Raw genomic sequence first — 15,276 nt, 5'->3', positions numbered from 1 at the left:
CTCTGAAAGATATCCGCTGATTCAGCATAATGGTATTACGGATCAATTCGGACTACTTAATTGCAAACGCCTAGAAACCCTCACCAAATCCTCCTCCGTATCCACCCCCGCCTCCGGCGTCCGATCAACAATCTTCACCAACACCCTCTCCCCATGCCAAAGAATCCTAAGCTGCTCCAACGACTCGACACTTTCTAACGGCGACGCATCCCAACTGCAATACCGCTGCAAAAAGCCCACCGTATAAGCATACATACCAATATGCCTGAAATGCGGCAAACCAGACAACGCGATATCGTGCTTATCAGGAAAAGTGGAACGGTTCCAGGGAATCGCCGCCCGGCTGAAATACAAGGCATACCCGTTTTTATCCAAAACCACTTTAACCGCATTCGGATTGAAGATTTCCTCCACATCCAAAATCTTCGCCGCCAAGGTGGCTATGCCAGCCTGATTTTGCCTCGCCAAAGCAATAGCCGCATCGCGAATATAAGCCGGTGGAATCAACGGTTCATCGCCTTGCAGATTGACCACGATTTGCTCGTCGGCCCAGCCCATAATCCGGGCCACTTCGGCAATCCGTTCGGTGCCGGACTGGTGATTGGGATCAGTCATGACCGCCAGCAAACCTAAATCGCCGACCGCGTCGAAGATACGTTGATCGTCGGTCGCCACCACCACTTGCTCGGCATCGGCTTCCAATGCGCGCTCGCAGACATGGACGATCATCGGCTTGCCGGCAATGTCCAGCAAGGGTTTACCCGGCAAGCGGGTAGAACCGTAGCGAGCCGGAATGACGACTTTAAAACCGGCGCTCATTTACGTAGAGCGTCCGATTCTTCAAAACTCAGTTCGCGGGCTTCGTCTTCCAGCATCACCGGAATATCGTCGCGGATCGGGAAGGCTAAATTGTCGGCTTTGCAAATCAGTTCCTGTTTGTCTTTGTCGTAAATCAGGGAGCTTTTGCACAGCGGGCAGGCCAGAATCTCGAGCAGTTTTTTATCCATGAGCTTTGTCTTTGAGTAGTTTTAAAAGTTGTTGGGAAAATGCCTCGGGCAGTTCGGCATCGATAGGTAAATACCAATACTGGTCGGTAGCGAAGCGGGCGCATTTCACCGCGTCCTTTTCGGTCATAAGTACCGGGCGCGGCTCTTTAAATTGCAAGTCTTCGGCAGTAAACGGGTGGTGGTCCGGCAAGGCATGGGTTTGACAACTCAGGCCGGCGGCGGCCAGTTGCGCAAAGAAGCGCGCGGGATTGCCTATCGCGGCTATGGCATGGCAAGCGATGCCTTTGAATTCGCCAAGCGGTTTTCGTTCGCCGGTTTTTATGTTGATCAGTTGTTGGCCTTTGCAGTGCATAGGCAATTCGCCTTCCAACAATTCATCCGGGCCGTTAACGACCACCAAATCGACGTGTTTGACGCGTTCCTGCGGTTCGCGTAACGGGCCAACCGGCAGACAATAACCATTACCGAAACGACGCTGGCCGTCGATCACGACGATCTCGATGTCGCGTTCCAGCGCGTAATGCTGCAAACCGTCATCGGAAATCAGCACGTCGCAGGCGTTGGTTGACAGCAATTGCCTGCCCGCCGCTACTCGCTCCGCTCCCACCACAATCGGGCAAGCGCAACGTTTGGCTAACAACACTGCTTCGTCACCCACTTGCGCCGGATCGCTCTCGGCGGTTACGGCTTGCGGACCGGTGCTGGCGGCGCCGGCATAACCGCGACTAATCACGCCCGGTTTGTAGCCGTTTTGTTTCAGGAATTCGACCATCCAGATTACCAAGGGCGTCTTACCTGTGCCACCCACGGTAATGTTGCCGACGATGATCACCGGCACTGGCAGCCGGGTTTTTTTCAATACGCCGATGCGGTACAAAAAGCGCCGCAAGCGGATGGCATCGACATACAACATCGACCCGGGCATCAGCCAAGCTGAGATGTACATCTCCTTGTACCAGGCATCCTCAAACCATTTCACTAATTTCGGGTTCATTATTTTTCCGGGCGGTTGATAGCAAAAGTGATGTGGTGAAAGCCTAGTTGATTGGCGATATCCAATGCGCTGACCACGGCTTGATGCGGGGCTTTGCCGTCGGCGCTGATGATGAACGGCAACAATCTGGACTCGCCGGCAGTTTGTGCCAAAGCCGCTTTCAAGCCGTCCAGGTTTTGATTCACCAGCTCATGAAACTGGTTGTCGTCACCGGCCAAGGCATAAGTACCTTTGGCATCGACGTATAAATTGATGGTCTTAGCCTGCTCCGTGGCATCGCTGCCTTGGGCTTCCGGCAGGTTGATCTTCAATTCGGAGTGATGGCGAAAGGTGGTAGCCACCATGAAGAAAAACAGTAAAACCAGCAACACGTCTATCATTGGGATTAAGCCGATATCGACCTGCGTGCGGCGTTTGCGGCGGAATTGCATTAAATGTCCTCGCGCGCGCCTTGCATGATGTCGATCAGGCGCAGCGATTCTTCTTCCATGCGTACCACATGATCGTCAACCAGACGCTCGAAATAACGGTGGAAAAACAGGCTGGGAATCGCCACGGTCAAGCCCGAGGCGGTACAAATCAAGGCTTCGGAAATGCCACCGCTCAACACAGCTGGATCGCCCATGCCGCCAATCGCGATGTCGGAAAATACCCGGATAATCCCGTCCACTGTGCCTAGCAATCCTAATAAAGGCGTGATCGAAGCGATGCTGCCAAGCGCATTTAAATAACGCTCCAGTTCGTGTGTCACCTGCCGGCCGACTTCTTCGATACTGGATTTCATGATTTCCCGGCCATGTTTGCGATTCAGCAAGCCGGCGGCCAGAATCCTGCCCAACGGTGAACTCAGTTTGATGCGCCTGATCGTCGGTTCGTCTAGCTTCTTGTCCCGATGCAATTGCCAAATGTACGGCACCAAATCAACGGGAATGATGCGTTTGCGCTGCAAGGACCAAAAGCGTTCGCCGATGATCGCCATCGCCACGATGGAGCACAAGATGATCGGCGCCATCATCCAGCCGCCGTTTTTGATTACTTCAAACACGTTGTCTATCCCTCTTTCCTGAAACCTGTCAATTTTAACCCAATCCGAGGCGAGATTGCCGAGCCACACCGATATAGGTAATCAGCAAAGCCACGCAACACACCAGGGCGGCGATGATATACACCAGGCGGCCGCCCAGCATGTCCCAGAAATAACCGCTGTAAAGACTGCCTATCATGCCGCCCAAGCCAAAACTGATACTGCTGTACAGCGCCTGCCCTTTGCTTTGATGACGTTCGCCGAAATACTGAAACAGCAATTGCATAGCCACGACATGGGCGACCCCAAACGTGGCCGCGTGCAGCATTTGCGCGATGATCGTCAATGCCAGCGAATCAAACCCTTCGGCAATTAACAGCCAACGCACTACGCTGAGTGATACCGCAAAAAGCAGTAGCGTGCGTGGCGAGAGCCATTTCAACAATTGCCGCATCGCCATGAACAACAACACCTCGGCCGCGACACCGCTGGCCCACAACAAACCGGTTTGGGTTGCTGAATAGCCGTGCTGCTTTAAGTAAACCGAATAAAACACATAGTAAGGACCGTGCGCGACTTGCAACAGCATGTAAACCAGCAAAAATGCCAACAGCTCCGGCTTGAGGAGAATTTGTCGGATGCCGCCGGTTTCGGTGTGTACTAAACGCGGCTTTGCTTCCGGCGTGATTAAAGCCATCAGCCAATTCAGCAGCATCAAGCTGCCGATAATCCAGGGCAAATAGGCAATGCTAAATTGATCCAGAAACCGGCCTATGCCCAGAACTGCGGCAATAAAACCGATAGATCCCCACAGCCGAATTTGACTATAGCGCTGCGGTTCGGCTTGCAGATGAAACAGGGTCGCGGCTTCAAACTGCGGCAAGGTGGCATTCCAGAAAAAGCTGAAAACTACGGTCACCGCGGCAAACCACAGGTAATCGCTGCGGTACAAAAAACCGGCAAAGCACAGCACCGACAGCAGCGAGGTGATGCGAATCAGACGTAAACTACGACCGGTTTTGTCGGCCAGCCAGCCCCAGTAATTCGGCGCGATGATCTTGGTAGCCACCAAAAAAGCCGTCAGCTCGCCGATTTCGGTGGCGGCGAAGCCGACTTGCTTAAGGTATAAACTCCAAAACGGCAGGAATGCGCCCAGCGTGGCGAAATAGCAAAAATAAAAGCCGGATAAGCGCCAGTAAGGTACGCTCATTCAGCGCAGAATCGGCAATCCTGAATTTACATGCAGGTTTTGCGCGCGATGCCGTAATAAATGATCCATCAACACGATAGCCACCATCGCTTCGGCGATAGGCGTGGCGCGGATGCCGACGCAAGGATCGTGGCGGCCTTCGGTGACCACTTCAATCACTTCACCTTTGCTGTTAATGCTACGGCCCGGCAAACGTAGGCTGGAGGTGGGCTTCAACGCAATCCGGGCCACGATGTCCTGGCCACTGGAAATCCCACCTAAAATGCCGCCGGCATGGTTGCTTAAAAAGCCTTCCGGGGTGATTTCGTCACGAAATTTCGTGCCTTTGGTATCGATGCACTCAAAACCGTCACCAATCTCCACGCCTTTCACAGCGTTGATGCTCATCAAGGCATAGGCCAGTTCGGCATCCAGGCGGTCGAAAATCGGTTCGCCTAGGCCGGGCGGCACGTTGCTGGCAATCACTTCGATCTTAGCGCCTATCGACTCGCCTTCCTTGCGCAGTGCGTCCATGTATTTTTCCATTTCTTCCACTTTTCCTGCATCAGGACAGAAGAACGGATTATTAGGAATTTCGTTCCAGTCGAATGCGTCGATTTTGATCGGACCCAGTTGCGACAAGTAGCCGCGCACCAGGATGCCGTGTTCTTGGAACAGATATTTCTTGGCAATCGCGCCGGCGGCAACGCGCATTGCGGTTTCCCGTGCCGAGGAGCGGCCGCCGCCGCGATAATCTCTAAACCCGTATTTGTGCTGGTAGGTGTAATCGGCGTGGCCGGGTCGGAAGCTCTCGGCAATTTTCGAATAGTCTTTGGAGCGCTGATCAGTGTTTTCGATCATCAGCCCAATCGGGCAACCTGTGGTTTTGCCTTCGAATACGCCGGACAGGATTTTTACTTCATCGGCTTCGCGGCGCTGCGTGGTATGCCTAGACGTGCCAGGTTTGCGCCTATCCAAATCGATCTGCAAATCCGCTTCCGACAGTTCCAAACCGGGAGGGCAGCCATCGACGATAGCCAACAAGGCCGGGCCGTGGCTCTCGCCGGAGGTGGTGACGGTAAATAATTTTCCTATGCTGTTTCCGGACATGGTTATAAAGCGCTAACAAAGTGTGAGTGATAAAGAGAGACTTGTGCTGCGGTGAGCAGAAATACGCCGTCGCCGCCGCGTTCGAATTCCAACCATTGGAACGGCACGTCGGGAAACATTTCCTGCAAGGTTTCGGCGCTGCTACCGACCTCGATGATCAGGATGCCCTGCTCCGCCAGGTAGCGTTTGGCGTCAACCAAAATCCGCAACACCAAATCCAGGCCGTGCTCGCCGCCGGTAAAGCCCATCTCGGGCTCGGCATGAAATTCCGGTGGCAAACTTTCCCATTCGGCGATGGCGACATAAGGCGGATTGCTGACGATGATGTCGTAAGGCTTGGCCGGCAAGTCGTTGAATAAATCGGATTGATAGAGTTGGACTTGGCCGTCCAGATCATGTTTTTCAATATTTATCTGCGCTACCGCTAAGGCATCGTCCGACAGTTCTACTGCATCCACTTGCGCATCCGGGAAGGCATAAGCGCAGGCTATAGCGATGCAGGCACTACCGGTACATAAATCCAGGATGTTGAACACTTGGGTTTCTTCCACCCAAGGCTCGAAGCGTTCGGCGATGAGTTCGGCGATGGGCGAGCGCGGCACCAAGACCCGTTCATCGACATAAAACGAAAGGCCGGCAAAAATCGCTTCGTGGGTTAAATAGGCGGACGGTTTACGTTCGACGATGCGGCGTTCGATCAACGCCACCACCGCCTGGCGTTCGGCCATGGTCAGTACCGAATCCAGATAGCCGTGATCCAAATCGTATGGCTGATGCAAGGTATGCAACACAATCGCCGCGGCTTCATCCAAAGGCGTGACCGTGCCGTGACCCAGAAAAACCTGATGCTCGGCAAACCGGCTGGCAGCCCAGCGAATATAGTCTCTGATGCTGCTGAGGGTTGTGATAACATCCGGGCCTGTTATGTTCATAGCGTGTCTATACTTAAAAATACGTTTAAAAATGCAGCGGCGGATTTTAAACCAATCCCCCGCCGCTTGCCCGAATAAAGCACAGTAAATGACCGAGGCCCATTCTCAAGCGCTATCCGCCAAACTGGCAAAAAATCGTCTGTATCAGGATTGTTTCAAGTATATGCAATCCGATTCCTTGGCGTTACCGACCATCCCGGATGTCTCGGTAAAAATCCGCCGGGCAATTAACGAACCCAACGCCAACAGCAATAAAATCGCCCGAGTCGTGCAAATCGACCCCAGTATTACTGCGCGCTTGGTCAAAATCTCCAATAGTCCGCTATACCGGGGCCGGCGCAAGATCGAAAGCTGTCCGGAAGCCTTGACCCGTTTGGGCTTGAAAGCCGCGCAGGACATTATCACCGCCTTCGCGTTAAAAGCGGTGTTCAACGCCAAATCACCGGTGATTCGCCGTAAGATGCAAGAGCTTTGGGCGCATAGCAGTTACGTGGCGGCGATCAGCGCGGTATTTGCCCATAAAACGCCCGGCTTCGATCCGGACCGGGCCATGTTGGCCGGCTTGATTCACGATATTGGCGTGGTGCCGATTCTGGCTTACGCCGACCGGCAACCGGAGATTGTGGCTAATCCCGGCGACTTGGCTGAAGCGGTGCGCGAATTGCGCAGCCCGATTGGCGTGCAAATTATCCGCAAATGGGATTTTCCCAGCGACTTTGAAGACGTGATCATCCACGCTGAAAACTGGCACCGCGACAGCGGCGAAACCGCCAGTTACAGCGATATTGTGATGATCTCGCAATTGCATAGTTTCATCGGCAAGATAGACATCAAACAAATGCCCAAGCTGGACGAATTGCCTGCTTATAAAAAATTGGCCAAAGGCAATCTGGATGCGGATTTAAGTATCAATATACTCGACCAGGCTAAAGATGAGATCGAACATATCCGGCAGATGTTGAGCTAATCCGCTCAGTGCCAGCGTTGGCAATCTACTCAAGTTGCGGAATAATTCGGCCCTGATTGAATTGCGCAAATTGTAATTCTTAACCCTGAGTATTCTTGGATTTTTTCTTACCAAAGGAGTTAGCTAGATGAAACATACATTAACAATCGCCGCCTTGCTGCCCACCCTATTTGCAAACCCCGCGCAAGCCGGTAGCCTGACCAACGGCAGCTGGCAACCCAGCGGTTGCGGCGCCGTGCCCGAGTCACCTACTATCGATGCCGGCAATATCGATGCCTACAATAAAAGCATTGCGGCGATCAACGCCTGGCAACAAAAATCCCGCGATTATTTCGAATGCTTGATCAAAGAAGCCAACACCGATAACGGCATCATCGCTGACCACGCCAATCAGGCTCAGGCCAAATATCGGGAAACAGTCGAAAAAATCGGCGCACAAGCCGAGGCAGCCAAGAAAAAACTCGATAAAGAATAAGCTGGCGCGCACTGCAAGCTGCAGTTGCTGCGGCCGACACGTTATTTTTACCAGCGTTTACAATTCGCGCCCGATTAAGCCTCCCGAGCAACGGGGATTTATCATAAAATCTCCGCATGACATGCAGCAGCCATTCGCTTAACGCGGGGGCTGCGCTCCCAGACCACCACTCTCTAGCAATAAACACTAGCCAAGCCATGAAAAAAATCGACATCAAGCTGCTGATACTGGCGATCAGCGTGCTGTTAAACGGTTGCGCCAGTCTCGGCAAAGGGATTACCGAAGCCATTCTGGAAAAGCAGGAAGCGGAAGACACCCGCATTTGCGAAATCAAAGGCGATAAATTCGAAGGCATCAAACCGCAACTGGAAGTGCATGACCGGAAAATGAAGCTGCTGATGGTGCACGGAGTCGGCAACCACTTGCCGGGTTACTCCACCCAGTTCATGGAAAAGCTGGCCAAGGAACTTGATCTGACCGTCACCAGCAAAAATGTCAAAAATATCCGCTTGGCCGATGCAAAAGGCCTTGAGCGACCACTGGGCAATTTGCGTATCCACCGTTATCTGGATGCCAATAAATCCCAGGAAATGCTGTTTTACGAGCTAACCTGGTCGGAGATTAGTGCCAAGGAAAAAGAAGTATTGTCCTACGATAACTCCGGAGAGCAGTCGTTTCGCCGCGCCGAAGTCAACGATTTGTTAAAAAAATTCTCGAACGATACCGGACCGGACCCCATCATTTATCTGGGCGAGAAACGCGAGGATATTTTGTCGGCATTCGCGCAATCCTTCTGCTGGATGATCCACGGCGACTGGAACAACCTGCCGGACGACGTCAAGCAAACCTGCTCCACCAAGAACGTCACACCGTTTTACAACGACAGCTACGCCTTCATCTCCCACAGTTTGGGAAGCCGCATCACTATCGACGGCTTGCAACAAATTGCCTCGAAACTGGGTAACGGCGAAACGGCCAGTTACTACACCGCATTAACCAATGTTTTAAAGAATAAAGAGATACCTATTTACATGATGTCCAACCAATTGCCCATGCTGCAATTGGGACGGGCGCTACCGGAAGTCGCCAATCATGCCGACACTTATTGCCAAGCCGACGGCGCCAAATACAATGAACGGATCATGGCGAAAACTTCGGTGATCGCGTTTAGCGACCCCAACGATTTACTCAGTTATGCTATCCCGCACGATTTCGTGAATAAATATCTGGATTCGCGATTATGTGTCAATGTCACCAATATCAATATTAACGTCGCCAGAGTTTATGATGCGTTTGGCTTGGGTAAACTGGCGAATCCGATGGATGCCCATATCGGCTACGATACGGACGACCGGGTGATTGCCTTGATCGCCAAAGGCATCGCTAACGAACACACTGCGCCTATCGTCAAGGAACGCTGTCACTGGGTGGAAACCATCGATTAAGCTTTTTAGGGTGTGGCTGAAGGCTTAGCCATACCCTTCCCCTCGCATTAGCCCTCACGGCAGTCTCGCCCACTTCACCCTCGCTTCACATTCCTACCATCATCCGCTCACCGTGCCGGTGCATGCTATTCATCGTCTTTTAACTCCACGGAATAAACGCGATGCAAAAAAAACTCTGGCAAAAGATCTGCATAATGTTCGGTCTGACTTTGGTGCTGCTGATACCGATAGGCATGATAAAAAATCTGGTGGGCGAACGCGCCGAACGCCAACAACAGGCGGTGAGCGACATTGCCGCCAGTTCTGCCGGTCCCCAGCAATTGTTCGGCCCGTTGTTGACTGTACCTTACACCGAGCGCTGGACCGAGATTATCGAAACCAAACAGGACGGACTGCCCAAGCGTGAACAAATCGAACGTGTCGATAATCGGCTGCTGTATTTTCTTCCCGAGCACCTGAATATAGCCGGCGAGCTTGCTACGGAAACCAAGCAGCGCGGCCTGTTCAAAGTGCGCTCTTATGTACTGAATGTCAGCATCAAAGGCGATATGAAACTGCCCGGTGCTTACGGCAATCCCAAGCCGCTACATAACGGCCAGATCAGTTTCGGCACCCCTTACGCCAGCGTCGTGCTGGCAGATATGCGCGGGGTACTGGAAGCGCCGGGCATGGAATGGGGCGGCAAGCAATATGCCTTCGAACAAGGCGCGGAGTTACCCATACACAAAGCCAACGGCATGCACGTGTCATTGGATGCACCGCCGGTCGAGTTTGGCCCTATCAATATACCGTTTGCTTTCACGCTAAAATTACGCGGCATTGAATCGCTGGATTTTATTCCGGCCGGCAAGCAAACCCGTGTCGAACTGTCATCTACTTGGCAGCACCCCAGCTTTTACGGCCGATTTCTGCCTGATCCGCAAACCCAGCAAGTCGGCGAGGCCGGCTTTCATGCGTTATGGTCGGTCGATGCGCTGGCGTCGAACGTCGCCGAAAGTCTTGATAAGTGCGAAGCTATCAGTTGTTACGACAGCTTTGGCATCCGCTTGATGGAGCCTATCAATGTCTATTCCTTGTCTGACAGAGCCAGTAAATACGGTTTCCTGTTCGTCTGCCTGACTTTTGCGGCCATCTTTCTGTTCGAAATCCTGAAAAACCTGGCGATTCATCCGGCGCAATACGCCTTGGTGGGTTTGGCGTTGGCGATGTTTTTTCTGCTGCTGTTGAGTTTGTCGGAGCATTTGGACTTTGTGCTGGCGTATGTGATCGCCAGTGCTGCCTGCGTAATACTGATCGGCTTCTATCTCAGTGCAGTGTTGCGCAGCGCCAAACGCGGTATTAGCGCCGGCGCCTTACTGAGCGGCTTGTTCGGCAGTTTGTATGGCTTGTTGGAGTCAGAGGATAACGCGCTGATGCTCGGGTCTTTACTGATGTTTGTCTTGTTGGCCCTGGCCATGGTAATCACGCGACGCTTGGATTGGTACGGACTGAGTCAATCCGATACCGATAATTCGGCAATCATTTAAATCCCACCGGCTCGGGGCGTTGGCTGTCAGCAGCGTTCCGAGCAACAAAATCGAGGTAGTTATGATTGTTGCTCATCTTCCGGCCGGCTATATCGTATCGACGCTGCTGTTTAGGCGATTTGCAAAATATGGGGTCAGCGGGATAAATTTTCTGCGCGCCGGCTTGCTCGGCAGCATCGCGCCCGATCTGGATATGGTTTATTTTTATGGTTTCGACCACCGCGCTCATCCACATCACAGTTATTTCAGTCACTTCCCCAGCGTTTGGCTGCTGTTATTAACGCTGGCAATCCTATGTTTTCAGCATTGCCGGCACAAGAAGCTGCCGGTGTTGGCGCTGATTTTTACCGGCAACGGTATGTTGCATATGGTGCTGGATTATATTTCGACCAATATCTACTGGTTAGCCCCCTTCGTAAACAAGCCTTTTGCCTTGATTAAGGTGCCCAGTGTCTACCAGGATTGGTGGCTGAATTTTCTGCTGCACAGATCCTTTGTGCTGGAAATTTTGCTGGTAATTTGGGCTACCGGTTTATGGTTTAGGCGTCGGTTAAATAGGCTCGAATTGGTCGAATAAACCTTAATCCGGAAGACGGATCGTTCCCTCGGCAAACAACACGGCTTGGCCACCGACCCTAATAGTCAAGATCTCCAGGCCTTTATTATCCATTTCCAAGTGGATCAAGCTGCGGCGAGTGCTTTGATCACCGCGTTCCACCGCAAAAGTGTGGGTGCCTTTCTGAGTGTGTTCAAACGAACACAGGTAACAACAAAATGCCGGCATCGCGCTGCCGACCGGCGGATCGGCGTGGATGCCGATATTGGGTCCCAGCAAGCGGGCATTGAAGTCCGCTTCCGGGCTTGATGATTTCGGGCAAAACAGCAAGATTTCCTGCGCCGCGGTTTGCGGTGCCGTGGATTGCGCCCAAGCCGCGTAATTAAAGCGGGCTTTGCGCACCGATTCGACATTCCAAACCGGCACTACTAAATAAGGAAACCCGCAAGACACCAGGCGTGGCGAGTATTTTTTATGATCCAGCTCCGCGAGCTGCAAGCCTAAGAAACTGCAAATTTCATCGTCGCTGGGCGCAAAACGGTCGACTATCGAATCGACGCTACGGCTAAATTGCACCAAGCTTGGTTGGCCATCCTGACTGGACAGATTAACTTGAATAACGCCGATATTTTGTTCGAACTCGAGTTTAGTCAGCGGTTCGGTTAACGCCACACCGCCGGACATAGCCAACACGTAGGCCGCGGCAATAATCGGATGCCCGGCAAAATTGATTTCGCCTAAAGGGGAAAATATGCGCATCCGCCTGTGCTTGTCGTCATCGGCTTTGTGAAACAGAAATACCGTTTCCGACAGATTCAATTCCTTGGCAATCTTGGCCATTTGCTCGGCATTCAAGCCATCGGCCTTCGGTAATACCGCTATCTGCGCACCGTTGAAAATCTGGTCGGTAAAGACATCAGCGATATAATATTGGTAGTTCACACCTTACTCCATTTCACAGACAGCCAAAGACGGCGATTTTTGTTGCGCAGGCGACGACGCCGGCATCACGGCGACTCTGCCGTTTTCCAGGCGTACTTGATAGGCCGGCACACTGACCCCGGCATCTTCAAAGCACACACCTGTACGTAGATGGAAATGTTGTTTATACATCGGCGACGCGACCATCGGTTCGCCGCCTATGTCGCCTATCATACCGCGCGACAGAACGTTGGCGTGGCTAAACGGATCGAAGTTACCGATGGCATAGACTTCCTGCCGGCGTTGCAGGTAAAAAATCGCGATTTGTTTGCCTTTTACTAAGGCACACACCCCGGAATCGGCTTGCAAATCGTCGATGCCGCACACATCTATCCACGTACTCATTATGCCGCCTCCTCGATCAATTTGAAATGTTTACGTTCTTGGGCGTTGGCTGGCCTAACTTGGCCGCGTTCCTCGACAAACACCACGTTGTCGTCGGCCTGATCGCTGTTGACGAAATGCCGGAAGCGCTTCAGGCGTTGCTCGTCCGCCAGCGTGGTTTTCCATTCACACTGATAGGTGTCGATAACGTGCTGCATCTGCCCTTCCAATTGCGCGCCTATACCCAGCCGGTCTTCTATTACCACCGATTTCAAATAGTCCAAGCCGCCTTCCATATTTTCCATCCATACCGAGGTCCGCTGCATGCGGTTGGCGGTGCGGACGTAAAAAATCAACACCCGGTCGATGTATTTAATTAGCGTCTCTTTATCCAGATTGGTGGCAAACAAATCGGCGTGACGCGGTTTCATGCCGCCGTTGCCGCACACATATAAATTCCAGCCGTTCTCGGTCGCAATCACGCCGATGTCCTTACCTTGCGCTTCCGCGCATTCGCGGGTGCAGCCCGACACGCCGAATTTGATTTTATGCGGCGCGCGTAAGCCTTTGTAGCGATTTTCCAATTCAATTGCCAAACCGACGCTGTCATCGACACCGAACCGGCACCAGGTACTGCCGACGCAGGATTTGACCGTGCGCAAGGATTTACCGTAGGCATGGCCGGATTCGAAACCGGCGTCTATCAACTCTTGCCAAATCGCTGGTAATTGCTCGACACGGGCACCAAACAAATCCACGCGCTGACCACCGGTGATTTTGGTGTAAAGCTGATATTTTTTGCCGACTTGGCCTATGGCGATCAACATATCCGGCGTGATTTCACCGCCGGCGACGCGCGGCACCACCGAATAAGTGCCGTCTTTTTGCATATTGGCCAGGAAAATATCGTTGGTATCCTGCAAACCGATATGTTCTTTTTTCAGAATATAGTCGTTCCAGTGTGAAGCCAGGATGGAACCGACCGCTTGCTTGCATACTTCGCAGCCCAAACCCTTACCGTGTTTGTCCAGCAATTCGTCGAAGGTTTTGATTTCTTCCACCATCACCAAGTTATATAAATCCTGGCGGGTATGTGGAAAATGCTCGCAAATATCAGTGCTGACTTCCACACCCAATTTGGTCAATTCGCAATCCAATACCGACTTCAGCAGCGCGGAGCACCCGCCGCAACCGGTGCCGGCCTTGGTCTCGGCTTTCAGGCCGCCGAGCGTGGTGCAACCGGCTTCGATTGCGCCGCAAATCTGGCCTTTGCTGACATCGTAACAGGAACAAATCTGCGCCGATGCGGGTAAGGCATCCGGCCCGAGACCGGCCGATTCACCGGCAAGTTGCGGCAAAATCAAGGAATCCGGATGCTCAGGCAGCTCGATGCCGTTCAAGCAATATTGCAACAAAGTACTGTAAGCGGACGCATCGCCGACCAAAACCGCGCCCAACAGCCGTTTCTGATCCTGACTAACCACCAAGCGTTTATAGATTTCACTGGCACCGTTTTGATAGGTATACACCATCGCGCCTTGGGTCCTGGCGTGCGCATCGCCGATACTGGCCACATCGACGCCCATCAGTTTTAGCTTGGTGCTCATATCGGCACCGGTAAAACTGCCTGCTTCGCCTGCCAAATCAGCAACCACGGTACGCGCCATCGCGTAACCCGGCGCTACCAAACCGAAAATCTGCCCGTTCCACAGTGCGCATTCGCCTATCGCATAAATATCCGCGTCGGAGGTGCGGCATTGATTGTCGATGACGATACCGCCGCGCGGCCCCACTTCCAAGCCGCAACCGCGCGCGATGTCGTCGCGCGGTCTGATGCCGGCCGAGAACAGCACGATGTCTGTTTCCAGCGTTTCGCCGTCGGCGAAATTCATTTTATGCAGGCATTCGGTGCCGTCGTCGATCAGTGTGGTGTTTTTGTTTAAATGTACTTTCACATCCAGCGCTTCGATCTTGCGCTTCAACATCGCCCCGCCGCCTTCGTCGAGCTGTACCGCCATCAAGCGCGGCGCAAATTCAACCACGTGCGTATCCAGCCCTAAGTCTTTCAAAGCCTTGGCCGCTTCCAAACCCAACAAACCGCCGCCAATCACCACGCCCACTTTGGATTTGGCTGCCGCGGTTTTCATCGCTTCCAAATCTTCAATGGTCCGATACACCAGACACTGCGGTCTTTCATGCCCCGGCACCGGCGGTACGAACGGATAAGAACCGGTCGCCAATACCAGTTTGTCATAATCAACGACCACGCCATTAGCGGATGTGACTTGCTTACGTTCCCGGTCGATACTGGCCGCCTTGTCGCCTAAATAAATCTCGATACCGTGCTCGGCGAAGAAACCGTCTTCTACTAAAGACAAATCAGCCGCGGTTTTCCCGGAAAAATACTCGGACAAATGCACCCTGTCGTAAGCCGCTCGCGGCTCTTCGCAGAATGTGACAATCCGATAGCGGTCTTTGGCGTTGCTGGTGACCAATCCGGCCAGAAAATTCTGGCCAACCATACCGTTGCCGATAACAACCAGGGTTTGTTTCATATTCATCAGGGGCCTCTGTTTACTCAGAATTTATGCAAACGCGCTACACGGCCTAGTGGCGGTAAGGCGATTCAAGGAGCTACTGTCTGGTCGCTACCGCCCTTTTTCGCAGCCAAAAAAAAGGCATCCTGTTCGAATGAATGACTCATTCAAGCAGGACGCCTTTGTCCAGGTTTAATACGGGGGTAAAG

General features: G+C 52.7%; 16 protein-coding genes. 5 read left to right on the top strand and 11 right to left on the bottom strand.

Features of this window, described 5'->3' with window-relative positions; all coding sequences use genetic code 11:
- Nucleotides 1–42 precede the first annotated feature (42 nt).
- From kdsB to prmB, 8 genes are read right to left on the bottom strand one after another with little or no spacing between them, the layout of a single operon-like run.
- Nucleotides 43–819, bottom strand: a complete 777-nt coding sequence (gene kdsB / locus ACR02O_RS13560) for a 3-deoxy-manno-octulosonate cytidylyltransferase (protein WP_494521824.1) — start codon at nt 817–819, stop codon at nt 43–45.
- Entirely contained in the window at nt 816–1,007 is a 192-nt protein-coding gene (locus ACR02O_RS13555; protein ID WP_020481243.1) for a Trm112 family protein, read from the bottom strand. The genes kdsB and ACR02O_RS13555 overlap by 4 nt, the downstream gene beginning before the upstream one ends.
- Nucleotides 1,000–2,001 (bottom strand): tetraacyldisaccharide 4'-kinase, encoded by a 1,002-nt coding sequence (lpxK, locus tag ACR02O_RS13550; RefSeq protein WP_494521823.1) that lies wholly within the window; start codon nt 1,999–2,001, stop codon nt 1,000–1,002. The genes ACR02O_RS13555 and lpxK overlap by 8 nt, the downstream gene beginning before the upstream one ends.
- Complete coding sequence (locus ACR02O_RS13545) at nt 2,001–2,432, bottom strand: ExbD/TolR family protein (protein WP_494521822.1); 432 nt, start codon at nt 2,430–2,432, stop codon at nt 2,001–2,003. The genes lpxK and ACR02O_RS13545 overlap by 1 nt, the downstream gene beginning before the upstream one ends.
- Nucleotides 2,432–3,046, bottom strand: coding sequence for a MotA/TolQ/ExbB proton channel family protein (locus ACR02O_RS13540; RefSeq protein WP_020481246.1), 615 nt, complete (start codon nt 3,044–3,046; stop codon nt 2,432–2,434). Before ACR02O_RS13540 ends, ACR02O_RS13545 begins: the two co-directional genes overlap by 1 nt.
- Before the next feature lie 34 nt (nt 3,047–3,080).
- The gene (locus ACR02O_RS13535) at nt 3,081–4,235 is read right to left on the bottom strand and encodes an MFS transporter (protein WP_494521821.1); all 1,155 of its coding nucleotides are present in this window, start codon (nt 4,233–4,235) and stop codon (nt 3,081–3,083) included.
- A complete protein-coding gene (aroC, locus tag ACR02O_RS13530; protein ID WP_415880775.1) occupies nt 4,236–5,324 on the bottom strand; it encodes a chorismate synthase in 1,089 nt (362 codons plus the stop codon).
- A 2-nt stretch (nt 5,325–5,326) separates the two neighbouring features.
- Entirely contained in the window at nt 5,327–6,256 is a 930-nt protein-coding gene (gene prmB, locus ACR02O_RS13525) for a 50S ribosomal protein L3 N(5)-glutamine methyltransferase (protein ID WP_494521820.1), read from the bottom strand.
- Nucleotides 6,257–6,344: 88 nt separating this feature from the next.
- On the opposite strand from prmB, the gene ACR02O_RS13520 reads away from it, so the two are divergent.
- The 5 genes from ACR02O_RS13520 (at nt 6,345) to ACR02O_RS13500 (ending at nt 11,246) form a co-directional block, all read left to right on the top strand.
- The gene (locus ACR02O_RS13520; protein WP_445369330.1) at nt 6,345–7,223 is read left to right on the top strand and encodes an HDOD domain-containing protein; all 879 of its coding nucleotides are present in this window, start codon (nt 6,345–6,347) and stop codon (nt 7,221–7,223) included.
- A 127-nt stretch (nt 7,224–7,350) separates the two neighbouring features.
- Nucleotides 7,351–7,698 carry a hypothetical protein gene (locus tag ACR02O_RS13515; protein WP_319962816.1) on the top strand — a complete coding sequence of 116 codons (348 nt, stop codon included), beginning with the start codon at nt 7,351–7,353 and terminating at the stop codon, nt 7,696–7,698.
- A 197-nt stretch (nt 7,699–7,895) separates the two neighbouring features.
- Nucleotides 7,896–9,143 (top strand): hypothetical protein, encoded by a 1,248-nt coding sequence (locus tag ACR02O_RS13510; RefSeq protein ID WP_033156297.1) that lies wholly within the window; start codon nt 7,896–7,898, stop codon nt 9,141–9,143.
- Nucleotides 9,144–9,304: 161 nt separating this feature from the next.
- Nucleotides 9,305–10,669, top strand: a complete 1,365-nt coding sequence (creD, locus tag ACR02O_RS13505; protein WP_494521819.1) for a cell envelope integrity protein CreD — start codon at nt 9,305–9,307, stop codon at nt 10,667–10,669.
- Between the two features lie 61 nt (nt 10,670–10,730).
- Complete coding sequence (locus ACR02O_RS13500; protein WP_319962814.1) at nt 10,731–11,246, top strand: metal-dependent hydrolase; 516 nt, start codon at nt 10,731–10,733, stop codon at nt 11,244–11,246.
- A 3-nt stretch (nt 11,247–11,249) separates the two neighbouring features.
- Here the strand turns inward: ACR02O_RS13500 and ACR02O_RS13495 are convergent, their stop codons facing one another.
- From ACR02O_RS13495 to nirB, 3 genes are read right to left on the bottom strand one after another with little or no spacing between them, the layout of a single operon-like run.
- Nucleotides 11,250–12,167 carry a PhzF family phenazine biosynthesis protein gene (locus tag ACR02O_RS13495; RefSeq protein ID WP_494521818.1) on the bottom strand — a complete coding sequence of 306 codons (918 nt, stop codon included), beginning with the start codon at nt 12,165–12,167 and terminating at the stop codon, nt 11,250–11,252.
- 3 nt (nt 12,168–12,170) lie between these two features.
- Entirely contained in the window at nt 12,171–12,551 is a 381-nt protein-coding gene (nirD, locus tag ACR02O_RS13490) for a nitrite reductase small subunit NirD (RefSeq protein ID WP_171695470.1), read from the bottom strand.
- Nucleotides 12,551–15,091, bottom strand: coding sequence for a nitrite reductase large subunit NirB (gene nirB / locus ACR02O_RS13485; protein ID WP_494521817.1), 2,541 nt, complete (start codon nt 15,089–15,091; stop codon nt 12,551–12,553). Before nirB ends, nirD begins: the two co-directional genes overlap by 1 nt.
- Nucleotides 15,092–15,276 lie beyond the last annotated feature (185 nt).

The sequence above is a fragment of the Methylomonas sp. PHL2-19 genome, from assembly GCF_059331595.1.
This window is presented reverse-complemented; position numbering and strand designations above follow the sequence as displayed.